Source organism: Vibrio sp. S9_S30 (assembly GCF_014694455.1).
Taxonomy (GTDB): Bacteria; Pseudomonadota; Gammaproteobacteria; order Enterobacterales; family Vibrionaceae; genus Vibrio.
Genome location: NZ_JAAUWT010000017.1, coordinates 40,387 through 66,606, shown reverse-complemented (window position 1 = coordinate 66,606; position 26,220 = coordinate 40,387). Strand labels below are relative to the sequence as shown.

The window sequence follows — 26,220 nt, the reverse complement described above, 5'->3', positions numbered from 1 at the left end:
TTAAGATCACCGGATCTTAGTGCTCATGTCGTATGGTGCTCATTGGGTATGGTGCTCATTGGGTATGGTTCTCATGTCGTATTTGCACCGTTATATCTTCTGATTGCGTCAATTTTTCAATCCATTCTTCGTCGATTCCATGCTCGCGAAGGATCTCGATACTGTGTTGCCCCACTAAAGGCGCGGGACGGTCAATCGTAGGGGGCGTTTCACTCATTTTTACTGCGGGCGCGACCACTTTTACCTTACCCGCGGTCGGGTGCTGATATTCCGTGATCATGCCAAGGTGGGTGACTTGTGGATCCTTGCTTGCCTGACGAAAATCTTTGATTTCGCCGCACCATACGTCGGCTTCCAGCAGACGTTGCATCAGTTCGGATTGAGTGAATGTTTGTGTCTCTTTATTGATGGCTGCCCAAATTTCGTCCCGCTTATCAAAGAGAGTCTGGGGATCGTCGTAAACGGAAAGGTGGTGGGCACCAAGCACATCAATGAGGGTTGAAAATGGGCTCATAGCGATACTGACAAAACCATCGCTGCATTGATACACCCCAAAAGGTGCGTCCATTCCCGGGTGGCCAATCCCTGAATCTGGGCGTTCGAAGTCCTGATCTAAATTGAGTACGGTGAGGTATTCTTGCCCTAGGTGCGCCATCATTCCCGCCAGCAAGTTGATTTCTAATTTTTGTCCTTTCCCTGTTTTTTCGCGGTAATACAATGCCGACAAAATGGCATAGACCATGTTCATTGCACCAATTTGGTCGGCAATCCCTGCGCCCGTTGGCACGGGAGGTTGACTGGCACGCCCTGTGTTGGACGCCAGCCCCGTCAAGCCCTGCACCAACATGTCTTGTCCCGGCCGGTTCAGATAAGGACCACTCTCTCCGTAACCGGAACCCGAACAGTAGATAATGCGGTCATTCACTGCTTTGAAATCGTCATAGCCGTAGCCCAATTTGTCCAACACACCGGGGCGAAAATTTTGAACCACCACATCAGCCGTTTTGGCGATTTCCATAATGCATTGGTGTACGTCTGGGCTCTTTAGGTTGACCGCCAAAGAACGTTTATTGCGGTTCCAAGCCAAAAAGCTCGGGCTTTCACTTCCGCCCACCCATTGATTGAAAAAGGTGATGCTGCGAAATAAATCCCCCTTTCCATGGCGTTCTATTTTAATAATGTCTGCGCCCATATCGCCTAGCATTTGGGTGGCAAAAGGACCTTGAAGGAGGTGACTGAAATCCAATACTTTGACGCCGTTGAGTGCTTTGTTCATGCTAGAGATCCTTCATGGTCTTGGTTTGGAGATGGCTGGCATGTTGCGAATCGTTCAGATAACTCTTTCCAAACTTGGGAGGTGTTGCTGGTGTCGCTGGTCACAAGGCTGGCAATCACAGGCATGGCGCTGCGAAAGAACGTCATGAACCCTGAAAATCTTGGGCGCAGGTAAGCGTGTTCCGTTGCTTCGAGGGTTTGAGAAAAGAAATGCCCGAATTGCTCATCGGCCTTTTGGTTACGCCAAGCCGCCCCGAAAGCCGGTTGCCCCCCCGCAAAGATATAGCCTGAACTTTGATAGTCAGGAGAGCAAAGAAAGGCGAGGTATTTCGCGGCTTCTTCTGGGTTGTCGCTGTGTTTGCTGATGGCGATGCCCGCCCCACCCAATAAGCCACAACGAGCTGGCAATGTATTGTTGAAAGCCACAATGTTGTGAAAACTGAGTGGCGTCGAACAGGCTGTGGAGGAGTAATTCAAATAGCCGAACCCTAAGGGGCTGTAGGGGACATCATCATGTTCAATCATGTAGTCGTAGCACTGAATGGGGTTCCACGACAGAGCGTTTGGGTGAGCATAGGAAAGCATTGCTTTGAGCATGCTTATGGTTTTAGAGAATGTCGTGAAATCGGTAAATGCCCCTTCCTCTTTCAATGGGGAACCCAGCGCCGCACTGATGGTGAGGTAACTGCACATGATGTCTATTTCGGCGGCAGGGTAGCCAATGTAAAGCCCTTTTTTCTGTACTTTTTTACTCAGTGCTATGAGTTCTTGATAGGTCTTTGGGCTTTGCCAGCCGTGCGATGCCATCACATCAGGACGGCTGACCGCGACTTGAGAGGCCGCATCAATAGGCAAAGCCAGCAATTGATCATGGTGGCAATAAGATTGGAAAGAGGGACCAACGGCGTCACGGCGATGGGCGTCGATCAATTCATGAGGCAGTAAGCGCTTCAAATCGTGAAAGTAGCGGCCTTCTTTGGCTTCACCAATAAAAGGGTGATCGATGATAAGCAAATCGTATTGCTGCAACATTTGGTTCAGATCGCCTTCACCGAAGGCGCTGAGTGGTTGCTTATCCCACTGAATGTCAATATGTGGGTTGTCCTTTTTAAACAAAGGGATGCTGGCATCAAGTGGACCGCAGCAGCGCTCATGATCCCAAGCGAGCCCTTTTATCGTTGTCGATTGTTCGTATGACATGTCGGTTGCTACCATCCAATGGTTGATGACAATTTACTTTCCTATATAAATATTGTTTTTATATATGAATAAAGTAAAGTTTCATTACTGAGAATGGGTGGTTGTTTTTTGAACAGTGCGGTTTGGGTTTTTAAGCGAGGGAACCTGAATGTGAGTGTGAAGATGAACTGAATATCAACATAATCAAAGTGATAAAAAGTTGGGGGGCTTATGTGTAGCCCCCCAATGTTCAGATTGTCAGCATGCAATAAGCGTTTAAGTTAGCGTTTTTTCCAAATGCTCATTTCTGATAACGTATGCTGAAACTTGCGCTGGGTTTCGCGAATCACAAAAGGCACGTCTTTCACTGCGATGAGTTCGAATTCACCCATCAGTGCTTCGGTTAGCCCATCCAGCGTGGTGTGGTTTTCACCGTTCACTTTGATTCCCCCCAACCAATTTTCCTTATCTGTGTAGTCCTCTAACCAAGTATAGGGTGACGCGATCACTAGGTAACCGCCTTGGTTTAGGCGCTGGCTTATGCTGCTAAGAAAGGACTGAGGATCCGACAATCTGTCGATCAGGTTTGATGCGTAAACCAAGTCATAATGGGTGTATTGAGGTTTGAGGTTACACGCATCGCCTTGCATGAAGCTCACTTTATCTTTGAGGTGGGTATACCCTAGGCTTTCGAGCGTCACGCTCTTGAATTCAACCAGATCCCCTTCGGTGCGTATGGTGTAGCGTTTTTCTCCTTGCTCGGTCAATGCGTAGGCTTGCTGGATAAATCGTGCCGAGAAATCGATGCCATCCACATGATCGAAATGCTTCGCGAGTTCAAACGTCGCCCGCCCAACGGAGCAACCAATGTCTAACGCACGGGTATGATGTGTAACCTGAATGGTTTTCATCACCTGCTCGATACCGTTCACACAGAAATTGGGTACATTGAAGTATTCGCTCCCGTAATGGAATTCAAGGTATTGAGAGATCAGTTCATCGGTTTCATAAATGTTCATGGAGACCATATCTTGAGGATTTTGATCCGATTCGACATAACGAAACCCTGCGTGCTGATAGAAATGGCGACGAAACGCATAGCGAGATGAACGAATGGCTTCATTGCCGGTTGATATCCAAGATCCTCCTTTAATTAGGTTGTGTTTGCCATCAAAGGTAGGGGTGGAGAAGTCGTCATAAAGTGGATGAACTTCAAAGCCACTGAACCCGTCGATTGGGGTTTCGGTGTGCTGCCAAACATTGCCTACCACGTCAAATAATCCGTTATGTCCAAAGCGATTGACTGGGCAAGATGACGCATAAAATGAAAGCAGCAAGTTGCCGGGAATTTCGTGCCAAATCGGGGAATCTTGATCAATATTATCGCGTAATAATTGCCATTCAGGCTCTGTTAACAGCCGAATGTTTGACTGAGTTTGTTCGGCTTTCCAGTTACAGAAGGCCTTTGCTTCCAGCTGGTTCACTTCGACTGGCCAATCCAAAGGCAGAGGAATGTTTTCGGTCAGGTTGCGTTGCCAATACGTGCCTTCTTTGAGTCGCCAAAATCGCGGCATGGTGGCTTGGGTGTACTTAAGCCAGCGTTGCCCTTCTTCATTCCAAAAACGCAGCTGCTGATAGCCTTCATCTTTGACAAACGCCATGTATTCTTGGTTCGAAACCAAAAATTTCGACGCCTTAAAATCCGCCACCTGACAGTGTTGAGTGCCAAATTCATTATCCCAACCGTATGTGGCATCTTCAGGTGGTTTCCCCAGTGTCACACTGTTCCCGGCGATGCTTACTAGGCTATTTGTTGGTGCCTTTCCCGTATCTGTGCAGCTTGCCCAAAATGGGTGGGGGGTGACGTCATCGATGGGCAGTTGACGGATGATCACGGATGAGGTTTCTAGGTGGATACGTTCGTGTTCAATCCCCATCAAAATGGCCCAGGCAGGTTGATCTTGAGTGATTGGCAGGCTTAAGGGCATAGAATGAATGGTGCTTTCGATGATCGACTTTACTTGATCACGATAGCGGCGTACTTCTTCAATCGAGGGCCAATCATAATGCGTGTCATCCAGATCATCCCAAGACATTTCGTCCACACCAATGGCAAACATGGATTCGTAATGCGTGTTGATACGTTGATCGATGATCTTACCCAGTTTCAGTTTGTTAATAAAAAACGTAGCGGTGTGACCAAAGTAAAAAATCAGTGGATGGCGTAAGGGCTCGGCTTTTTTGTAGTAAGCCTGATCGTTATTGATCACATCAAATAAAGACTCATACAAGCGCCAAGTTTGATCGAAATAGCGGAGGAGTTCTTCTCGTTTTTCCTGTGTGCTTTTTCCTGTAAGAAGAATGGTTTGATGATCCCTGATCAGGTCGTTTTCCATAATGACATCTCCAAAGTTCAGCGTATCTCGTACCGTTTTATTAAAACTAGTTCATAAAGAGAAAGCTGCAGTGTAAAAACATTACAGACCGAGGAAAGGGCAAAAAGGACACAGGTTCCATGGTAATAGTGTGACTCGTGTCACTTTTTGTTTTGTAATAAAAGCCGCTATTTCAGCGGCTTAGATCGATGATGGGTGAAAGATCGAGTGCGAGTAGGCAGGCGCTAGCGTTGGATAGCGAGCACTTCAATGTCCACCTTGGCGTCTAGCTCTGCCGTTTTGCGTCTCACAAGGGCGTTATGTAAACCTTGTTGGGTTTGCTCAGCGGCGGTGTTGGGGTCGATTTTGTTCATGTGAATTCCTTCATTATCCCGCGAATGTGGGCAGCAAATTAAACATGGAGAGAAAGTGGAAAACAGCGGTTATGACACCAAAGAAGATAACAAGTACCACCATGAATAATCCACCAGGGGCTTGAAAGCCTTCTTGCCCTTCTTTTCGGCGGCGAGACTTCATTACTAATAAACCAGGAATAATGCACGCCCATAGCGTTGCCGCCGCCCCAGCATAGCCAATGGCCACTAGGAAACCGAACGGGAAAAGCAGTGATAGAATGAGGGGAGGGATAAAGGTGACTGCCCACGTTTTTGTGCGACCCTGCTTGCTATCTTCGAATTTGAAAAGGTCGGCGAGGTAGTCGAACACCCCAAGTCCCACGCCAATAAATGAGGACAGGATAGCCGCCATAGAAAATGAGTTAATCGCATTGGACACGCGTTCAGACTCGACAACCGAGCCAAGGGCACTCAAGAGCGAATCGACGTTTCCCCCTTGCTCTAAAATGGGACCGAATTCGCTTCGTGGTAGATTGCCATAGATGCTCATTATCCAAAGGAAGTAGAGAGACATGGCAATGATGGTCCCCCCTAAAATGGCGTATTTTGCGCGTCGCTCGTCACCGTAATAGCTTCTCATACTGGAAACAGAATGATGGTACCCAAAGGAAGTCAGCGCCACGGGTAACATTGCCATGGCATAAGGTGCGTAACGGGTTTCATTACTTGCTTTGTCAAAGAGAATGGACATGTCGATTTTGGCGACCAAACCGGAGACGCCAAACACAAAGCTCAACAGCATGAACGCAATGAGAATCACAGAGATTCGATCGACGGCCTTAGTGGAGTGCCAAACAAAGCCAGAAAAGATAAGCACAAAGAGTATAGAAGCCCATTGGCTACTGATTTTGAGGCTCTCTTGTAAAATAAGCCCAGAGGAAGTGATGTACGCGTAAAGTAATATGCCACCGACAAAATAGACCGCTAAATTGTTTAGCCTATTGATATGGTTGCCTAACATATCTTTCGTCACCGTATTGAAAGAAACTTTGAGATCGTAATGCTTAAATGCCTCAAGTAGCATCCATCCAGACAGTGTCATGATGATCATGGTAAAGGTGATGGCAATGAGCGACCAAGACGTCCAGCCCCCAGCGCCTGCACTGGGAAGTCCAAGCATTCCAGCCCCGACACAGACGCTAGCGATGATGCATGCGCCACCCAAAATAGATGGAGATTTTTTCATAATCGTATCCCTGATTATCGTTTTTTAGGCACAGCAAGACGCCCCCGATACCGAGATATCAGGTGTATGCTGCAAAATTAAGGGCGCTTAAAAAGCGCCCGAATAAGTTAAACTTCGGCCATTGGCACTTCCTGTGCGACCTTCCTTGTTTCTTCTACCTCTTTTAGCTTTGCTGTAAAGTGCCTGAGTACTTCAGGCTCATAGGTGAACTCCAAACCTTTGATGTTTTGAGCATTTTGTTGAACTTTTTCAAATGCCTCAATGATGAAATCCATGTGGGTTTGCGTGTACGTTGCACGAGGTATGGTGAGCCTGAGTAGCTCCGCAGGTGATGGAATTTGTTCGCCTGTAGCCGGATTGCGTCCCAGTAACAGTGAGCCAATTTCTACAGCACGAATGCCAGCGACTTTGTAGAGCTCACATGCCAGAGCGTGTGCGGGGAATTGGTGTGAAGGGATATGAGGGAGCAGCTTTCCGGCGTCAACAAACGCGGCGTGTCCCCCCGCTTGCTGGCACACGATGCCCATTTTTTCTAGCCCGTCAACGAGGTAGTGAATTTGCCCAATGCGATATTCTAGCCATTCCTGACGCATCGCTTCGTAGAGTCCAACCGCTAAGCGCTCCATTGCTCCGCCTTCCAATCCGCCATACGTTGGGAACCCCTCTTGAACGACGCATAATGTTCGGCATTGGTTGTACACGTCTTCAAAGCGATGATCCTTGAAGCACAATAACCCGCCCATTTGAACCATGGCGTCCTTTTTGGCAGACATGGCAAGACCATCGGCGTATTTATAGGATTCACGTGTAATGTCCTCAATACTCCAATCTTTATATCCTGGTTCACGCTGCTGAATAAAATAGGCGTTTTCAGCAAATCGAGCAGAGTCCATGATGACTGGGATGTCGTATTTCTGGGCAATGTCGTACACGGCTTTTAAGTTGGCGATAGAGACTGGTTGTCCGCCAGAGGAATTGCACGTGATGGTGCTGACTATGTACGGGACATTCTGAGCGCCAACTTCTAGTATGGCACTTTCCAATTTTTCTAAATCAAAATTGCCTTTGAAATCAGCGTTGACAGAGGTATCGAAGGCCTCTTCTGTGTACACGTTTCTTGCCACGCAGCAGTTTATTTGGGTGTGCCCTTGTGTGGTATCAAAGAAGTAATTGGACAGGGCAACCATTTTGCTGCGGTCGAGCCCCTTTTCCTTTTCTCTTTTCTTTATCAATACAGGGATGTAAATCTGTTCTGCACCGCGCCCTTGGTGAGTGGGAATGGTGTATTCATAGCCAAAAATATCGTTGACGGCTTTCGATAATGCATAGTAGCTGCGGCTTCCGCTATAAGCTTCATCTCCCATGAGCATCGCGGCTTGCATACTTTGGGTGATGGAGCCCGTTCCACTGTCTGTGAGTAAGTCGATAAATACGTCTTCACTGTCCAGTAAAAATGGGTTCATGCCCGCTTTCAGGATGGCCATTTCGCGGTATTCGCGTGTGGTGCGTTTGACGGGTTCGACGACTCGAATACGAAATGGTTCTGGTAAATGCTTAAAGTTTTCCATAGTAAGACCTTTCTATTTATTTATGATGGAATAAACCCCATCAGATTAATCGTGGATTCAATGTTGAAACGTTAAATTGAAGACATTGAGCAGTGCGAAAATCGTCATAAAACAGGCGTGCATAAACAGAAGGAAAGGAGAGTCCAAAGAACGTAATCACTCTTTAGAAAAACATCCAATAACGTTTATCGCATGGTTTAGATGTGCACTGATTGCTGAGTAGAAAGGTCTTTATTCAGAAGAAAGGTGAAATGAAATCTGATGATCAATAGTGTACCAGTCTAACAGGGTTAGCTGGAATTTAGATTGCCAATAAAGGTACATGTTCATGATATGTTCCTCTGCCAAAAGCAAGAATTACACTTAGATTTAACAGCCCAAACTGTATATTAATCCGATGAAACTTGGTATTCACAAAAAAAGCAAATGTGATTCGTGTATGAGAGTTTTATCGTCATAATTATAAATTAGCAGAAAGCATCACATATTTCACATGTGTGATATGAATCAACTCTCTATTGGGAAAGAGAAGCCTGAGTTTTTTCGAGTAAATGATTTTTATTTCAATACTTTATCGATGATTGCTGCTTTTCCGATCATTACTGTTTTATTGCTAATCACTGTTTTATCAATAATTACTGTGTGATACCCAAGTTACCTATAAGTGGGGGAACTTGGGTATTGATGAGCGTCTAGTTTGTCAGTTTTGCGATGCGTTCACCGAAATAAATGGCGGTTTCGGCGTCATTTGGGTGCACCCGTTCTTCGATATCTTTGTTACAGGCGGTGAGCCCGATATTGGAGCCCAATCGGTTTAACCCTCTGTTGCTGACGTGTTCAGATTCATCCAAGCCCGCCCAAATCATGCCGTGCTGGCAAGCCAATACGAAGAAGGAAAACAGCGTTTGTTCTTGTTCGCCATTCAGGCTTCCTCCGCAGGTGAAACCCGCCGCCATTGTATTCTGCCATTCTCGTTCAACGTAGGCATCGCTGCTTGTATCCATGAAAGCTTTGAATTGCGCCGCGGGACCGCCCATGTAGGTGGGGGATCCGAATACAATGGCATCGCTGTTTTTTAATTCCTCAAAGAGTGCAGGATTTTGATAGCGCCCTTCGTGAATGTCTCTAGGCTCAATTTCTAACAATGTCGGGGTTGCGTTGGGCACAGAACGAACGCCACTGGCGATGTATTCAGCCAAGGCTTTTGTCGCGCCACACTTTGAAAAATAGACAATGGATATTTTAGTCACTGACGTCATTCTCTCTATATTGGTAAAGTTATTTGTTTACTAATATAGGGTGTGAGCTGACTAAGTAAACAAAATACTTTATTTAATGATTTTTTAACCAGCTAAATGAGAGGTCGTTCTAAGAATCACGCAACAAAAAGCCCACATCAAACGATATGGGCTTTCGAAAAGGGAGATGCTCTTTCTTAAAACGGTTATTCAGTATGTACTGATAGGGTTGTGTTATTTATTAAGGGCAAATACTGGCAGAGAAAGGTGCCACTTGATGGCGGCTAGCCTAATGAGCAATGTGGTGAAAATACCAATGAATAAGGCAGATGAGTGCTCCATGCCTAATGTGATAGCCCCTGTATGAACAATACCGCCAGCTAAACAAGCGGTGGCGTACACTTCGCTTCTTAGCACCATGGGGATTTCTCTGGCAAGAACATCTCGGATAATACCGCCGCCACACCCTGTGAGTACGCCCATAATAACCGCCACTATTGCGCTATCTTGATAGATCAGTGCTTTTTCTACGCCGATGCCGACAAATACAGCCAGCCCGATGGCATCACAAACGGGCAATACGAACCACGGCAGGCGTTTAGGACGTCGAACAATCAACATGGTGAGGACGCAGGTAATAAAGATAACCCAAAGATAAGCCGTATCCGAGATCCAGAATACAGGGGTTGCACCCAACAGCATATCGCGTATCGATCCGCCCCCAATCGCCGTGACACTCCCCAGTACCACAACACCGAATGGGTCCATCTTTAAGCGGCCTGCAAGCAGCACCCCAGAGATCGCAAACACGGCGATTCCAAACAGATCAATAATATAAAGAAGTAATGCGTCCATGTTTCTCGTATTCTCAGTTATCTTTTACGTATTCTCAGTTAGCTTCTGAGTGTTGTCTTGCTTGTTCAAAAAAATCGCATACCTGCTCTATGGCGTTAACGGTACGCGGAGTCGGGCGGTTAATCCAATCGGAATTCAGCGACCAAATCTGTTTGTGTTGCACTGCGGGGACTTGAGATGCCCACCCTTGCCATAACGACTCATCCTGCACGGCGTGACGAGAGGTAAAGATGACATCCGGTTGTCGAATAATGACTTGCTCTTCCCCCACTTGAGGGTAAGGGGAAGCGCTGTCGACAAAGATGTTCGTGCCACCACAGAAACGAAATACCGCACTTGGCCAGCTGTCTTGGGCGACGGTGATAATGGGTTTCGTGCTTAACTGATAAAAGTACTTTATAGGCTTATCGGTCGCATAACGCTGTTTCAGCTGAGCTAGGTTTTTTCGAAAATCGGCGGCGGCTTTCATACCAATGCTGGGGTCTTCCGCGTATTGGCTTAGCTGCTCTAAATTATTAACGATGTCATCGAATGTGCCTGTTTTGGAATCGTAAATGTTAAACCCAAGCTTCCTTAATTTGTCTAGCTCTTTAGCGGGGTTACCACTTGGCCAGGCGATGATTAAGTCTGGTTGAAGTGCGACGATGCGCTCCAGTTTGATGCCTTGGTAACTGGCGATTCGTTCGAGTGCTTTTGCTTCTTCTGGGTAATCGCTGTGGTCGGTTGCGGCTATCAGTTTGTCGCCTAGCCCTGCCGCAAAGGCGATTTCTGTGGCATGAGGAGCAAGAGAAATAATACGTTGAGGTTTGGTATTAGCCCAAATCGATGAATGGACAAGGAGACCGGCTAACAAAGCAAAGAGCGTTTTCAATTTATAGACCTTGATAGATGAATGCCATGACGGCGCTTTGCAGTAACACCCAACCACAGATGCGCCATGCCAGAAGGTGTTGAATTTGAGATAAGTGATACGCAGCAGGCGCGACTCGCCCGCCAAGTTTAGGGCGCATGGTTTTTTTATCACCGTAAATGGCGGGGCCACCAAGCGATAACTCAAGTTTGTTGCCCACGGCGGCCATCAGCCAACCGGGACCCGGTGTCGGCCAGGTTTTGCCTTGTGAAAGCATGCCCGATAACACCGTAGGCATATTGTTGCCAACGGCGATAAGCAGGCTGAGTAGCCTAAGTGGAACCAATTCTAACAGCGCAAGCATTCGAATGGCGGGTAAACCAAATGGTAAGAACTCATTTCGACTCGGTGACCACGCCCGCGCAAGCTCCATGATGAAGCGATACATTAAGGCACCAATGCCCCCACCGATGGCATACCAAAACATCACGCATACTACATTGCGACCGTACCCTAAAATCAACGTCTCTGCGCCAGCTTTTCCAAGCCCTAACGGTGAAAGCGTGTCCGTTGCTCGATTCACATGAGGTGCCAATTCACGGCGAGCGCGTTTTTTGTCCTCTTTACCTAAAGCTTGAATAAGGTGCTTTGCCAGAGATTCATTGCTGCGCCAGTCGATGGCTAAAAGTAGCAATGCCAAATCAAACAATTGTGGTTGCCAAACCAGAGGCTTTAATGCGATGAAGAAGATGAGAGCAGGTATGCACATGACTCCCCAAGCCAAACTGCCTGAAAGGATGCTTTGCCCATGGCTTTGATTGTGGTTCACTTTGGCGGCGAGGATTTCAGCAAACTTATGCCAAAGCGTTGCTGGGTGCACCGATTTGGGGATAGGCAAGATAAAATGAAACAGCAAAGCGCCCCATAAAACCAATAGGGCGCCGTTAGAATACAGCTTACTAAACAGCTCTTCCATTGATAACGGTTACTTCAGTAGGTCAGCCATATTGAGTACCATTTCCGAGGAGCTTTGTGCTGCCAACGGAAGGAATTCATCAAAGCTCATTGGGGATTCTTTATCAGCAACGTCGGAAATGGCTCGAACCACCACAAACGGAACATTGAATTGATGACAGGTCTGAGCGATAGCTGCGGCTTCCATTTCTACCGCAATAACAGATGGAAAATGGGTGCGAATAAAGGCTTGACGATCTGCGCTGCATACAAAGGCATCGCCTGTACAAATCAAACCGCGAACAGCGTGTTTGCCGTCCATTTTTTCTAAGGCTTGCTCGGCCACTGCCATCAGTTTTTCATCAGCGGCAAATCCCGCAGGTTGACCAGCCATTTGACCCATTTCATAACCAAAAGCGGTGACATCTGCATCGTGATGACGAACTTCCGTTGAAATAACCACGTCACCTAAATTCAAAGAAGCGTCAAACCCTCCTGCGGAACCGGTATTGATGACAACGTGGGGTTGGTAGATTTCGAGTAACAAGGTGGTTCCAATCGAAGCAGCCACTTTACCAATGCCTGATTGCAGTAAAACAGCATCCACACCGTTTATTTTACCTGTATAGAAAACGCAACCCGCGCGCGTTTCTTCTTTACAGTGAGTCATGGCTTCTTTCAGGATAGCCACTTCCTGCTGCATAGCACCGATAATACCGATTTTCATTGGACGTCTCTAAGTTAGTATTCAATTACAGCGGATTGTATACCCAAACCACCTTAAGATGCTAGGTTCCGCAAACTCACTCTAGGAAGCTGAGGCTCTGCACTATTTCGTTATCAAAGAGCTATCTCGGTATCAAAGAACTATTTTTTTATCAAAGAGCTATCTCAGTATCAAAGAACGATCTCAGCATCAAAGAACCATTTTGTTGCCAAAGAATTATTTCGGAGCCAAAGAAATTGGAAAGGAAAGAAAAAAAACAACGCGCCATGTGGCGCGTTGATCTTTATATGTTGATTTCTAACTAGGATTGGTTGACAGGGTTTGAGGGGGCTCACTTGTTTCTGAGTTCATAATATCAGCGACGAATTGCGCTCTTGAACCTAATATGATTTGCAAGCCTTTAGAGCCAACTTTTATTACTCCCATGGCACCCAGCGCCTTAATTTCATCTTCTTTGACGATAGATTGGTCATTCACTTGCAGTCGTAGGCGTGTAATACATGCACCGATGGTCGTGATGTTACCTCTGCCGCCAATTAGGGTTGTAATCTCACGTGCCAATTCTTCGTTGCTTAATGTAATTGCGGCACTTTCGGTATCTTCGCGTCCAACGGTTTTAAAGCCAAATTTGCGAATCGCCAATCGGAATACAGAGTAATAAATGACGGCCATTACTGAGCCCCAAAGAATGACATTGATCCAGTTGGTCTTGAATCCATCCATGGATGGCAGAATACCGAATGAAATGAAATCAATAATACCTGCGGAGAAGGTTTTACCAATGTGCACATCGAGGGCATACGTTACTGCGTAAGAAACCCCTGCCATGATTGCAGAGAATACGTAAAGTAGAGGAGCAACAAAGATGAAGGCAAACTCGACGGGCTCCGTGATGCCCGTAACGAAAGACGTCAGCGCGGCAGACCCTAGGATACCTGCGGCAATTTTTTTATTCTTATCTTTGGCTTCATGGTACATCGCCAAGCACGCTGCTGGGAATGCAAACATATAGATAGCAAAGTTACCTGATAAGAACTTACCCGCTTCTTGGTATTCGGCGGTTGAGAAAGAGGTGACGCCGTCTTCTAGCATTTTAAACCAAATGGTATGGTCGCCATTAACCACTGTGCCCGCCGCTGTTGTGTACTCACCAAAAGAGAACCAGTAAGGGCTATAGAAAATGTGATGTAAACCCAGTGGTATCAGTGCGCGCTCCATGAATCCGTAGATGAACGTCGAAATATACATATTGCCGCTGTTGGCCATATGAGAGAGCGCATCAATGCCTGACTGAATGTAAGACCACACATAAGGAAGCACAAGACCAATTAAGAATGCAGTGAACGCCGTGACGATAGGAACAAAACGCTTGCCAGCAAAGAAGCCCAGAAAGTCAGGCAGTTTGGTTTGATAGAATCGTTGATACATAACCGCGGCTAGAATACCCGCGAGCAAGCCGCCAAATACACCCGTTTGCAGTGATGGTATCCCCATGACCATAGCGTAGCGTCCGCCGCTCATTGCCATTTCAGGTGTAATGTTAAGTGCGACGCCCATCGTTGCATTCATGACCACTAACGCGACAATGGCAGCCAAAGCCGCAATACCGGATTCTTTCGTTAAACCAACAGCTGCACCAACAGCAAATAGGAGAGGGAGGTTATCGAAGATGACGCCACCTGCACGCATCATTAGCGGAATGTCCAACTTCGCACCAAATGCCAGCAAAAGACCTGCTGCTGGTAAAATGGATATAGGTAACATTAACGCTTTGCCAACTAAAGAAAGCCGGGACAGGCTGCTTCTTAAACTATCTATCATGTTTAAATCCTTCTATGTTCACATTAGTTTTTATTTCTGTTTTCTTTATACATATAAAGAATATCAACCTTACTGACCCCTAAGGTTACAAATGCTTTCACTATGTAAAAATGAGCTTACAAAACGGCGGTTGTGGGTTGCAGTGATTGCAATAAAGAAAAAGGCACCGAAAGGTGCCTTGGAAGGAACAGGGAAACGTTCAAGGTGACTAGGGGAAAAGCTTCTCTGCTGCCCGTTTTTTAAAGGGGATTATGGCGCGAGAGTACAATAACTTGAGCCGTCACAATGTCTGTGGGATTTAACCTGGCCATAGGTCTCAGGGTTCCAAACGTAGACGACTTCTTGTAAGTTTGATGTCAGTGGACCAATGTATCCAGTGTCATATTGAGTCACGTAGTGCTTCTTAAACTTATTCAGTTTAATGGTTTCATTGGTGCCTGGCTCAAGCGGAATATCATACACTTCTTCAGTAATAGCCCCATTTGGTAATCGTGCTTTTAGCGCTTCAATTTCTATATTCACGTTTTGAGGGTTCGCATCCGTGTAAGGTTGATCCTGACCAAACTTAATTTTACATTTTGCTTGATTACCGAGTCGATAAGCCGCTGTAATCACCGCTTCTTTTGTCATAAAGTGATCGATGTGGGTACCGTTTGCGATTGGAACCAATAATGTACAGTTGTCGCGTTTTAAGATGGAAGTGAAGTTATGTACCATCATGTTAAATGTATCGATTTCAATTTGACGGAAGTTCTTAAAGGTACCCGCTGGACCGCCCCCTGCAGTGACATCGCCTTTGTATTTTCTTAGCGGAGCATCGTAGTAGCCGTAACTTCTAAATTTGAATTTGTCCCAACCCGTGAACAGCTCGGTTAACGCATCATAGTCTTCAGCGTAACGAGCTTTTGTGATAGTCAGTACTCTTTTATCGGTTAACACATCAAGATGATTGGTTGAGTAGTTAGATGCTCCAAACATGACATCGACTATCCGCTCATCATTTTCATTGGATAAGTTTAAGCTGGATATGTATCCGGAAAAAACCAATAAAGCATCATCATGATGAGGGCTTACAATTCGATATTCTTCTGCACTGATATTGGCAGCAAGAAGTAATGTAGAAAAACCTATTAGCTTGGACGAGAACTTCATTATCGCTTCTCCATTATTTAATAACTGTGGCGCTATTCGTTTATTGCTATCCCCAAGTGACCTGAAGTTGAGGTTTTGGAGCTAGCGTCTTGAGGTTACTTGGGTACAGAGATTCTAGAGGACGCAGTATTTCTATAGGTGATAATTTGTAACTGTTTTGTAAGTGATTTTTTAGAAATGGATAGAGTGAGGCGATGGTCAGTCGCACGATGTTATGGCTGACTTGTCAATGGGGGGCGGATAACTTTCATGAATATTGGGCTGGCAGACATGAATATTGTGCTGGCGGATATGGATATTGTGCATCCTGAAAGTTTGGTAAGAAAGCTGCGCTGCATCAGCCTCAAGATGAAAGGCGCAGTTAAAAAATCGTTGGGTGAAGGCTCTCTAAGGTCTGTTCGGTATGTTGGAACTGAATACGCTTAAATGGCTAATTAATGCGTCATCGGTGATGGTTGAGTCATTGAAATACTGAAACAGCTCGTTGGATACGGCATTTTGTATCGTTGGGTTGACGGCCATAGAATCGATGAAACTGGGCATGGCTGTACCAAGTTTTCGGGCGGCATTGAAATCATGGTAAGACTTCTGTTGGCAGTGGGACAAGCTATGAACCGGGATGTTTTTTTGTGCAGGGATAGATCCCTTTTTTTTATTAAATTCAAGCAGAAAGTCAGGGTTTGATATTGAACTTATTATGTATTCGAGTTCTTCGCTATGTGCTTGCTGTGTTTTAAAGAACGCCAAGCTATCAATATTGTAAATAAACCCATTCTCAGTGGATGGGAAGGTGATGCACTCAATATGTGATGGCATGGTGCGTTGGGTGCTGAGGATTTCTGCCAAAGCCCAATCACCAGTTAGCTGGAATGCAACCTCACCATTTAGCAAAGATTGGGTGCCTTGATCCCATTTCATCGTCATAAGTTCCGAACCCACTAGATTAGAAATGGTTCGGAATCGTTTTAATGCTTTTTCTGTGTGCTTGCTTTTGAGAGCATCGGGTTCTAAGTTCACAAAGGCTCGTCGATAGTAATCTGCACCACCCACTCCGTAAGCAATGTTTTCAAAAAGCTGGACGACTTGCCACTGTTCATTCCCGAGGGCGATTGGGGGGATTCCTCTTTTTTTCAGCTCTCTAAACGCCATGATCAGCGAATCCCAATCTTTTGGTATATCAACATGGTGTTGCTTTAATATGGACGTGTTTACCCACATCCAGTTGAGGCGATGAATATTAATGGGGACAGCCACATAGTTCTCAGCAAACTGATGGATGCTTTGAACCTCTGGATATAACACATTATCCCAATCTTGGGACCGCGCTATGGTATTCACATTATGCAAAAAGCCAAGTGCAGCCCATGACTGAATAGCGGGTCCTTCCATTTGGGCAATGTTGGGAAGGTTGCCCGCAATCGCCCTTGCTTGAAGGATCGTCTTAGCTGGCGAGCCTCCACCGCCCGCAATGGAGTCATTAATGAGCCGGATGGGGGAATTGATGAATTGATCTTCGATGACGGAAAGAGCCGCTTGTTCACCTTTTGCTGTCCACCAATGCAGTAATTCAAATGAAGGCTTGGCAAAAACAGGTGTAGCCAGCGTCAGCAGTGATAAGTAATATCCAATTTTCATAAAATTCTCGCCAAAACGATATCAATTTCTAAACCACCATTAGGGGAATTGGAGAGGGTGACATCGCCGCCATGGCTTCGAGCAATGCTCCTTGCTATGTATAGTCCTAGACCGGAGCCATCGACTCCATTTTTGTCGATTCGGACATACGGTTTAAAGACCTCTTCCAGCATGTCGTTGGCGATTCCTGGCCCCGCATCTTGGAGAGTAATATGCAGAGTGTCTTCGTTGACATACATACTAATGTCGACGGAATGACCATATTTTACTGAGTTATCAACGAGATTAAACAGGCATCGTTTGATGGCCAAAGGTTTTCCATAATGGCGAATTGAGGGCATGCGGTTGAGCCGAACCACTTGCTGAGACTTGTTATGAATAGCGGCACATTGTTCAATAAAATCATTGATTTCAAACCATTCTAATTCTTCATGAATATCGTTGTCTCGCATGCACTGAAGCGCCCCGTTAAGCATGAGCTCAACCTCATTTAATAGCTTCTCAAACCGCTCTTTTGTGGGTTGGTCATCCAACATTTCGGTGCGGAGTTTCAGGCAGGCTAAAGGGGTTTTGATGTCATGAGAAATGGCATTAAAGAAAGTATCTCTGTCTCTCAAGTAGGCTTTTATACGACGGTTCATTTTGTTGAATGCGTGGATAGCCGCGCGCGTTTCGCTGGAACCTTCTTCTTTTATTTCCTCTATTTGCATATTTGCTCCCATTAATGTGGCTGAGCGGGCCAGCGAGCGAAATGGGCGCGTCTCTCTTCTTAGTACGACGTAAGAAACGCCAACGAGTAGCACGGTAACAATGAAAAGGAAGATAATCTGCCGACCATCAATGAAGTTGTTTTTGAGATCATTGAAAGATAAAGGTAAAACGGTAGCCAGGTAGAGCCATTCATCCTTAGTAATGTGTACCTGTATGACCATAATGGGTAGGCTCAATTCTCCTAAAACCAAGCTGTAATTTTTCCATAATGCAGGCAGTTCGTTGATTTTTAGGGCGGTGTTAAATAACAAAATTTCGTCGCGGCTAGTGAACGTCACTTTAATGGCATGGGACTGTTTTATTTGTTTATCCAACTGCTTGATTGCCTGAGCTTCAATGTCGGGCACCAGAGCGTAATGTTGAAGCGCCGGCATAGTGAGAGAACGATTGTTCATTGAAACAAAGAAGCGTGTCCCACCAATATTCCGTAATTGCTCCAGAACCAAATGACGATAATTGACGGGTAACTCTGAAAAATAATTAATGGTTTCGGCGGCGGCGGAGGTAATGGTGGATACCGCGATACTTGCCGATTCTTTTTTGGATGCCGCCGTTGCTTTAAACCAAACGAACCCTGCAAAAATCTCTGCCAAGATGATAACAGTGAACATAGAGATCGTGATGCGGGTGACCATGGAATGTAAAACCATTTTGTTTTTCATTTTGATTCAATGGCCAACATGTACCCACGATTTCGGACGGTTAGGATAACGTTGCGATGGTCATCTCTGAGCTGTTTTCTCAGTCGGCTAACTTGGACATCAATGCCCCTTTCCATGGGCTCGGCATCTCTTCCCCAGAGCGCTTGTGCGATTTGATCGCGGCTCAATAGGCTGTTGGGCTGATCGAGCATCAGAGAGAGCAAACAGTAGTCGGCTCCTGAAAGGGACACAGTCTGACCGTCGTCATGCGTTAATTGACGCTTTAATGTGTCAAATGTCCAACTCAGAAAACGGATTTTCCTTTCCGTTATACCTGTATTGAATGTCGCACGACGCAGCAACGCTTTGATTCTGGCTAACAGCTCTCTTGGGTTAAATGACTTGGTAATATAGTCATCTGCTCCTATTTCTAATCCAGCAATACGATCCGCATCGTCGGTGACAGCGGTGAGGATAATGATAGGAACGTGGGAATCTTGTCGTATCTTCTGGCAAAGTGTTAGGCCGTCATCCCCAGGTAGCATGATATCTAATATGATGAGATCAGGTGTGTTGGATTGAAGCAGGGTCCACATCTGATCTCCATTCATAGCGGTCAGCACAGAAAAGTTTGAACGTTTTAGATATTCGCTAAGCGCGTCAAGGATTTCCTGGTTGTCATCTACGATTAAGATAACCTTATTTTCCACTCGAACTACCTATGAGATTGATTGAACTGACACTTTGTTCAATTTTGCTCTAATTTGCAAGAAGGAGAAAGTGAACTGTGTTTGAATTCCGTTATTTAAGTCACCCGAACTCGGGGTAACAGATTGCTTTCTAATGGTTCTTTTTACAGACCACTGCGTTGTACTCTCTCAATAACCCGTTATTGATTCGTGGGGGCGATTAACCTCTTATCCCGAGTTCAGGTTAAGTTGGGTGGTCGATTTTTCGAGGGTGAGTTTTCTTCCGATGTTATGCGATTTAATCACAGTGCGAGGTGTGTCGTTATGTTGTAAATCAATGGATACTCAGGTCGATACCTTGCAACAAAGCGTAACAGTGCTGAACGGATCATCTCGATGGATCCAAAGCGCTTGAATAAGAAGGGGAGACTGAATTCTCTCATTCATTTTGCTTAATGAGTTTGTGATTCAGTAAAAGCTGACGTAATTCATCTGTACGTTCCCGATTGATGCCAAAGTCAGAATGACCAGTGCGAGACTCCGAACGTACGACCAATGTGTCGCCTTCAATTTTGATTTCTAAATCGTCGACAAATCCAAAGAAATCGCTCGTGTATTCTATTCGAATGTAGGCGCCCTGTTTGACCGCTGTTAGCGAGCCCGGCATAGATAGCGCCACACTTTCAATTTGATCAATGGTGATATCCCCTGATGCCAAAGTGAATGGTTGTATCAGAAAGTCTTCACGATGCTCAAGAGTGGAGACACAGTTTGGGCTGTCTCCACAAGGATGGGAAGTTCTGTCTGGAATCGACACGGGTTCTTGGCTGCAAGCCGAAAGGAAAACGAAAGAGCCTAAAACGACACTGAGGTTTTTCATTGGTGAACTCTCCTTAGATGAAAAAGCAAAGAACAGCTTGTCACTGTGCTTTGCTTTAGAGTATGCGTTATGCGTCCTGTTAGCGAGTTAAACCTCTAAGAAATCGAGGATGCCTTCCGCAGCTTTTCTGCCTTCATCAATCGCCGTCACGACTAAATCCGATCCTCTTACGGCGTCACCACCCGCGAAGATTTTCTTATTGGATGTTTGGTATTGAAACTCTTGATCCGAAGGGGCTTTGATGCGACCCCACTGATCCAACTCCACCCCGAATGGTTCTAACCAGCTCATTGTGTGTGGCTGGAATCCAAACGCCATAATAACCGCATCGGCATCCAGAATGTGTTCGCTTCCCGCAACAGGCTCTGGTCGGCGGCGACCTGCACTATCGGGCTCTCCTAGGGCGGTTTTCACCACTTTCACGCCCACGACTTTGCCGTCTTTGTTCACTTCAATGCCCAGAGGCTGAAGGTTGAACAGGAAGTTAACGCCTTCTTCTTTGGCATTTTTTACTTCACGCCGAGAGCCGGGCATGTTGGCTTCGTCACGGCGATACGCACATATCACGTTGCTTGCACCTTGACGAATGGATGTGCGAACGCAGTCCATCGCGGTGTCTCCCCCCCCGAGAACCACGACGCGCTTGCCTGCCATGTCGATGTACGGATCCGTTGTGTCCAGTTCCATCACTTTATAGGTGTTAGAAATAAGGAAGGGCAGTGCATCATATACGCCTGGCGCCTCTTCATTTTCTAAGCCCGCCCGCATGTTTTTATAGGTGCCCACGCCTAAGAAGACAGCGTCGTAGTCATCAATAAGCGCTTGGAGTTGGATATCTTTCCCCACTTCAACATTCATTCTGAATTCGACACCCATCTCACTGAAAATATGACGGCGGTTTTCCATGACCCCTTTTTCCAACTTGAAAGAAGGAATACCAAAGGTCAGTAAGCCACCGATTTCTGGGTAGCGATCAAACACGACGGGCTTTACACCGTTTCGTACCAAAATGTCGGCGGCAGCCAGACCTGCCGGACCCGCACCAATAATGGCCACTTTTTTGTCCGTCCATTCCACAGAGGACATATCGGGTTTCCAGCCCATCTCGAACGCTTTGTCCGTAATGTACTTTTCGATATTGCCGATGGTGACCGCGCCGAAATCGTCATTGAGCGTACAAGACCCTTCACACAGGCGATCTTGAGGACACACTCGCCCACACACTTCAGGCAGGCTGTTGGTTTGGTGAGACAGTTCCGCTGCTTCTATGATTCTTCCTTCGTTGGCCAGTTTTAGCCATTGAGGAATGTAGTTGTGAACAGGGCATTTCCATTCACAATAAGGGTTTCCACAGTCAAGGCAGCGATCCGCCTGCGCGGTGGCTTGTTGGTGGGTAAAAGGTTCGTAGATTTCGACAAACTCAATCTTCCGTATCTTAAGCGGCTTCTTAGCGGGATCGACACGTTGAACATCGATAAATTGGTATACGTTCTGGCTCATGAATCTCTCCTACTTACTGTGCCTGAACACGCAACTCAGCTGCGCTACGACTTTGGTGACCGAGCAATGTTCTCAGGTCAGAAGCTTGTGGTTTCACAAGGTAGAACTTGGGAATCCATTCATCGAAATTCGCCAGAATCTCCTCAGCATGCACCGAGTGGGTTTCGTCCAAATGTTCAGATATCAATCCTCTCAAGTGCTCTTGATGGATGTAGAGATCCGAGAGTGATAAGGCTTCAACCGATTCTGTGTTCACTCGTCCTTTAAAGTCGTTATTGGCATCCAGTACATAGGCAAATCCGCCAGTCATACCCGCCCCAAAGTTCACGCCCGTAGCGCCAAGGATGGCAACCACGCCTCCTGTCATGTATTCGCACGCGTTGTCGCCCGCGCCTTCAATCACGGTAATGGTGCCTGAATTGCGCACCCCAAACCGTTCACCTGCTTTGCCTGCTGCAAACAATTTGCCACCTGTCGCACCGTACAAACAGGTATTGCCTATAATCGTTGCTTCGTTGCAACGAAATGCCGTACCTAAGTGTGGTTTGATGGTGATTTTTCCGCCTGCCATGCCCTTACCGACATAGTCGTTGGCATCGCCAGTTAGGTAAAGCTCCACACCGCCAGCATTCCACACACCGAAAGATTGCCCAGCGGTACCATTTAAGTACAACTTAATGGGCTGCGCCGCCATTCCTTGATTGCCATAACGTTTGGCGATTTCTCCTGACAAACGGGCGCCTACCGAGCGATCGGTATTGATCACATCGTAGTAAAAGTTTGCACTTTGCTTGGCTTCGACCGCCGCCATGGCATCGGAGATGATTTTTTGGTTTAGCGCAGCGTTATCAAACGGTGCATTGGGCTCCGTCCAACTGACGGGGTGCCCTTGTGGCGAGATTGGCTTTTCCAATATTCCCGAAAGGTCGAGCTTACTTTGTTTCGCCGTCATACCCTGCACGGCTTCAAGCAAGTCTGTTCGTCCAATCAAGTCTGTGAGTTTTTCAACACCGAGCTCAGACATGATTTCTCGCACTTCTTCAGCAAGCCCTGTGAAGTAGTTGACGACCATATCAGGCAAGCCTTTGAAGTATTGTTTACGCAGCGTTTCATCTTGAGTAGCAACGCCAGTCGCACAGTTATTCAGGTGGCAGATCCTGAGGAATTTACAGCCCATGGCGACCATAGGGGCGGTACCAAAACCGAAGCTTTCTGCGCCCAAAATTGCCGCTTTTACGACGTCTAAGCCTGTTTTGAGCCCGCCATCCACTTGTAAGCGAATTTTATGGCGCAAGCTGTTGGCTACTAACGCTTGCTGAGTCTCTGCCAAACCTAATTCCCAAGGGCTGCCTGCGTATTTTACCGACGTTAACGGGCTGGCCGCGGTACCACCGTCGTAGCCGGATATGGTGATGAGATCCGCATACGCTTTGGCGACACCCGTCGCAATGGTGCCGACACCTGGCTCGGAAACCAGTTTGACCGAGATTAACGCATTCGGGTTGACTTGTTTAAGGTCGAAAATCAGCTGTGCCAAATCCTCAATAGAGTAAATATCGTGATGAGGTGGTGGGGATATCAGGGTAACCCCTTGTACCGAGTAACGCAGTTTGGCGATTTCAGCGGTGACTTTGTGACCTGGAAGTTGACCACCTTCTCCAGGTTTTGCTCCTTGAGCCACTTTGATTTGCAGAACATCCGCGTTGGTTAAGTAATGCGGCGTCACGCCAAATCGCCCCGAAGCGACTTGCTTGATGCGGGAGTTGCGTTCTGTGCCAAAGCGGCGTGGATCCTCGCCGCCTTCGCCTGAGTTTGAGTAGCCGCCTAGGCGGTTCATCGCCATCGCTAATGCTTCGTGCGCTTCAGGGCTGAGTGCGCCAATCGACATGGCGGCAGAATCGAATCGTTTAAAGAGTTCGGTGTTCGGCTCGATTTTTTCCAGTGGCAATGGTTTGTCGGCTTTCTTCAGTTTCAATAAGTCACGCAACATGGCGACAGGGCGATCATTTACCTGTTTAGCAAACGATTTGTAGTCACTGGCTTCACCTGAATTAACAGCCGTTTGCAGTGTGCTTACGACATCTGGGTTGTAGGCGTGAAATTCACCGCCGTGGACAAATTTTAACAACCCGCCGTGGTCGATGGGTTTGCGTTTCGCCCATGCCTTACGAGACAGGTTGAAAATATCTTGTTGGAAATCGCTGAAAGAGGCGCCTTGGATTCGGCTTGTTACGCCTTTGAAGCACAGATCGACCACATCTTGATGTAATCCAACGGCTTCAAACAATTGAGAACAGCGATAAGAGGCGACGGTCGAAATGCCCATTTTGGACATGATCTTGTACAAGCCTTTATTGATGCCGTTGCGATAGTTCTGCATCGCCTCCCCATAGGTGCGATCCAGCGCGCCATCATCAATGATTTTGCCTAATGCCTCGTAAGCCAAGTAGGGGTAAATCGCAGTCGCCCCAAAGCCAAGCAATACAGCAAACTGATGTGGGTCGCGTGCCGTAGCCGTTTCCACAATGATATTGGCATCACAACGCAAATTGGCGTTGATCAGGTGGGTTTGTACGGCACCTACAGCCATCGCTGCAGGGATAGGCAGTTTCCCTTTCTGAATATCGCGATCGGATAACACAACAAGCACGGTGCCTTGTCGGACAACCGTTTCGGCTTGTTCACACAAGTCACGAATGGCTTGTTCGAGCGACTTTTCTTCAGGGTCGAAGTTAATGTCTAAAAGGGTATTTCGGTAATGCTCGTCGCTCAGTTCGAGCAACTGCAGCATATCCGAATACAGCAAAACAGGTGAGTCGAAGGCGACTCGGTGCGCGTGACCATCGGTTTCACAAAACACGTTCATTTCCTGACCTACGCTGGTGGCCAGCGACATGACGTGTTTTTCACGAAGTGGATCAATCGGCGGGTTAGTGACCTGTGCAAACTTTTGGCGGAAGTAATCCGTAACCAAGCGCTCTTTGGAAGATAAGACTGCCATTGGGGTATCGTCACCCATAGAGCCGACCGCTTCTTGCCCCATATCACCCAGCACTCGGAGGACTTGATCGACTTCTTCGTTGCTCATCGCAAACTGCTTTTGATAGGTTTTGAGTTCATCGCTATCAAAATTGCGCTGACCCACTTCCTCATCTTTTAGATCGGCAAAAGGGGTTAAGCGGTGAACGTTGTTTTCCATCCATTCACGATAAGGGTGACGGCTTTTCAGGTCGTTGTCGATCTCGGATGACTGCCAAAGTTTCCCTTTTCGAGTGTCGATAACCAGAAGTTCGCCAGGACCAACACGTCCTTTCTCGGAGACTTCGTCTGGCGTGTAGTCCCAGATCCCCACTTCAGAGGCAAGCGTAATCAAGTTGTCTTTGGTAATGACGTACCGAGCAGGGCGTAGCCCATTTCGGTCTAAGTTACAGGCGGCGTATCGACCATCCGATAAAACGATCCCCGCAGGGCCATCCCAAGGTTCCATGTGTTTGGAGTTGAAGTCATAAAATGCCCGCAGATCGGGATCCATGTCGGGGTGATTTTGCCACGCTGGCGGCACCAGCATGCGCATGGCTCGGAACACATCCATGCCGCCCGCTAAGAATAAGTCCAGCATGTTATCGAGGCTGGATGAATCGGATCCGGTTTCATTAACGAATGGCGCAGCGCTTTGCAAATCGGGTAGCAATGGCGACGAGAATTTGTACGCTCGCGCTCTTGCCCATTGCCGGTTGCCTTCAATGGTGTTGATTTCGCCGTTGTGCGCCAAATAGCGGAATGGCTGAGCCAGTGGCCAACGTGGCTGTGTGTTGGTGGAGAAACGTTGATGGAATAAGCAAATCGCCGATTCCATACGCAGATCCGCCAAGTCTAAATAGAATCTTGGGAGATCCGCAGGCATGCATAAACCTTTGTATACGATGACCTGAGTTGACAGACTGCAAATATAAAAATCGTCATCGTCTTGAATTTGTTTTTCTATGCGGCGACGAGCAATGTATAAGCGCCGTTCGATATCACGTTCGCGCCAGCCAGCGGGAGCTGAAATGAATACTTGCTCGATGTTCGGCACAGATTCATTGGCGATAGGACCTAATACATCGGTATTGATGGGGACGTCGCGCCACCCAATGATGGTGAGGGTTTCTCTCGCTAATTCTTCATTAATCACGCGTTTGGCTTCATTTGCTTTTTCAGGCTCTTGACCAAAAAAGACCATGCCAACCGCGTATTGTTTGCCTAGGTTCCAACCTTGTTCTTGGGCGATAATGCGCAGATAGGTATCTGGCTTTTGAAGTAATAATCCGCAGCCGTCACCCGTTTTACCATCGGCGGCAATACCACCACGGTGAGTCATTCTATCGAGTGCTGAAATAGCAGTGCGGACAAGTTTGTGACTCGGTTGACCTTCCATATGGGCGATCAAACCGAATCCACAGTTGTCTTTTTCAAGACGTGGATCGTAAAGAGCCATTGCAATTCTCCCTTTGCTTCCTACCTTCCTG

At 46.8% G+C, this 26,220-nt stretch carries 19 protein-coding genes; all 19 read right to left on the bottom strand.

Annotated features, from left to right (window positions below; translation table 11 throughout):
• Nucleotides 1–55: 55 nt before the first annotated feature.
• A complete protein-coding gene (locus tag HC752_RS18520) occupies nt 56–1,276 on the bottom strand; it encodes a CaiB/BaiF CoA transferase family protein (protein ID WP_190336663.1) in 1,221 nt (406 codons plus the stop codon).
• Nucleotides 1,273–2,475, bottom strand: coding sequence for an ABC transporter substrate-binding protein (locus tag HC752_RS18515; RefSeq protein ID WP_190336662.1), 1,203 nt, complete (start codon nt 2,473–2,475; stop codon nt 1,273–1,275). The genes HC752_RS18520 and HC752_RS18515 overlap by 4 nt, the downstream gene beginning before the upstream one ends.
• Before the next feature lie 260 nt (nt 2,476–2,735).
• Complete coding sequence (gene ovoA, locus HC752_RS18510) at nt 2,736–4,850, bottom strand: 5-histidylcysteine sulfoxide synthase (RefSeq protein ID WP_190336661.1); 2,115 nt, start codon at nt 4,848–4,850, stop codon at nt 2,736–2,738.
• A gap of 224 nt (nt 4,851–5,074) precedes the next feature.
• Nucleotides 5,075–5,203, bottom strand: coding sequence for a hypothetical protein (locus HC752_RS25150; protein WP_274602151.1), 129 nt, complete (start codon nt 5,201–5,203; stop codon nt 5,075–5,077).
• Nucleotides 5,204–5,216: 13 nt separating this feature from the next.
• Entirely contained in the window at nt 5,217–6,431 is a 1,215-nt protein-coding gene (locus tag HC752_RS18505) for an aromatic amino acid transporter (protein WP_190336660.1), read from the bottom strand.
• 107 nt (nt 6,432–6,538) lie between these two features.
• A complete protein-coding gene (gene tnaA, locus HC752_RS18500; RefSeq protein ID WP_190336659.1) occupies nt 6,539–7,999 on the bottom strand; it encodes a tryptophanase in 1,461 nt (486 codons plus the stop codon).
• 692 nt (nt 8,000–8,691) lie between these two features.
• The gene (locus HC752_RS18495; RefSeq protein ID WP_190336658.1) at nt 8,692–9,258 is read right to left on the bottom strand and encodes a flavodoxin family protein; all 567 of its coding nucleotides are present in this window, start codon (nt 9,256–9,258) and stop codon (nt 8,692–8,694) included.
• Nucleotides 9,259–9,471: 213 nt separating this feature from the next.
• Nucleotides 9,472–10,092 carry a TRIC cation channel family protein gene (locus HC752_RS18490; RefSeq protein ID WP_190336657.1) on the bottom strand — a complete coding sequence of 207 codons (621 nt, stop codon included), beginning with the start codon at nt 10,090–10,092 and terminating at the stop codon, nt 9,472–9,474.
• A 34-nt stretch (nt 10,093–10,126) separates the two neighbouring features.
• The gene (gene btuF, locus HC752_RS18485; RefSeq protein ID WP_190336656.1) at nt 10,127–10,963 is read right to left on the bottom strand and encodes a vitamin B12 ABC transporter substrate-binding protein BtuF; all 837 of its coding nucleotides are present in this window, start codon (nt 10,961–10,963) and stop codon (nt 10,127–10,129) included.
• Nucleotide 10,964: 1 nt separating this feature from the next.
• Nucleotides 10,965–11,918, bottom strand: coding sequence for a cobalamin biosynthesis family protein (locus tag HC752_RS18480; protein ID WP_190336655.1), 954 nt, complete (start codon nt 11,916–11,918; stop codon nt 10,965–10,967).
• Between the two features lie 9 nt (nt 11,919–11,927).
• Nucleotides 11,928–12,623: a 5'-methylthioadenosine/S-adenosylhomocysteine nucleosidase gene (gene mtnN, locus HC752_RS18475; protein ID WP_190336654.1), complete on the bottom strand. Its 696-nt coding sequence runs from the start codon at nt 12,621–12,623 to the stop codon at nt 11,928–11,930.
• A gap of 297 nt (nt 12,624–12,920) precedes the next feature.
• Complete coding sequence (locus HC752_RS18470) at nt 12,921–14,444, bottom strand: PTS transporter subunit EIIC (protein ID WP_190336653.1); 1,524 nt, start codon at nt 14,442–14,444, stop codon at nt 12,921–12,923.
• 249 nt (nt 14,445–14,693) lie between these two features.
• Complete coding sequence (locus HC752_RS18465) at nt 14,694–15,596, bottom strand: PIG-L family deacetylase (RefSeq protein WP_190336652.1); 903 nt, start codon at nt 15,594–15,596, stop codon at nt 14,694–14,696.
• 387 nt (nt 15,597–15,983) lie between these two features.
• Nucleotides 15,984–17,231, bottom strand: a complete 1,248-nt coding sequence (locus tag HC752_RS18460; protein WP_190336651.1) for an ABC transporter substrate-binding protein — start codon at nt 17,229–17,231, stop codon at nt 15,984–15,986.
• Nucleotides 17,228–18,664, bottom strand: coding sequence for an ATP-binding protein (locus HC752_RS18455; protein WP_190336650.1), 1,437 nt, complete (start codon nt 18,662–18,664; stop codon nt 17,228–17,230). The genes HC752_RS18460 and HC752_RS18455 overlap by 4 nt, the downstream gene beginning before the upstream one ends.
• The gene (locus HC752_RS18450; RefSeq protein WP_190336649.1) at nt 18,661–19,353 is read right to left on the bottom strand and encodes a response regulator; all 693 of its coding nucleotides are present in this window, start codon (nt 19,351–19,353) and stop codon (nt 18,661–18,663) included. The genes HC752_RS18455 and HC752_RS18450 overlap by 4 nt, the downstream gene beginning before the upstream one ends.
• Nucleotides 19,354–19,771: 418 nt before the next feature.
• Complete coding sequence (locus HC752_RS18445) at nt 19,772–20,212, bottom strand: DUF1499 domain-containing protein (RefSeq protein ID WP_190336648.1); 441 nt, start codon at nt 20,210–20,212, stop codon at nt 19,772–19,774.
• Nucleotides 20,213–20,299: 87 nt separating this feature from the next.
• The gene (locus HC752_RS18440; RefSeq protein ID WP_190336647.1) at nt 20,300–21,712 is read right to left on the bottom strand and encodes an FAD-dependent oxidoreductase; all 1,413 of its coding nucleotides are present in this window, start codon (nt 21,710–21,712) and stop codon (nt 20,300–20,302) included.
• A gap of 13 nt (nt 21,713–21,725) precedes the next feature.
• On the bottom strand, nt 21,726–26,189 hold the full coding sequence (gltB, locus tag HC752_RS18435) for a glutamate synthase large subunit (RefSeq protein ID WP_190336646.1): 4,464 nt from the start codon (nt 26,187–26,189) through the stop codon (nt 21,726–21,728).
• Nucleotides 26,190–26,220: the final 31 nt, after the last annotated feature.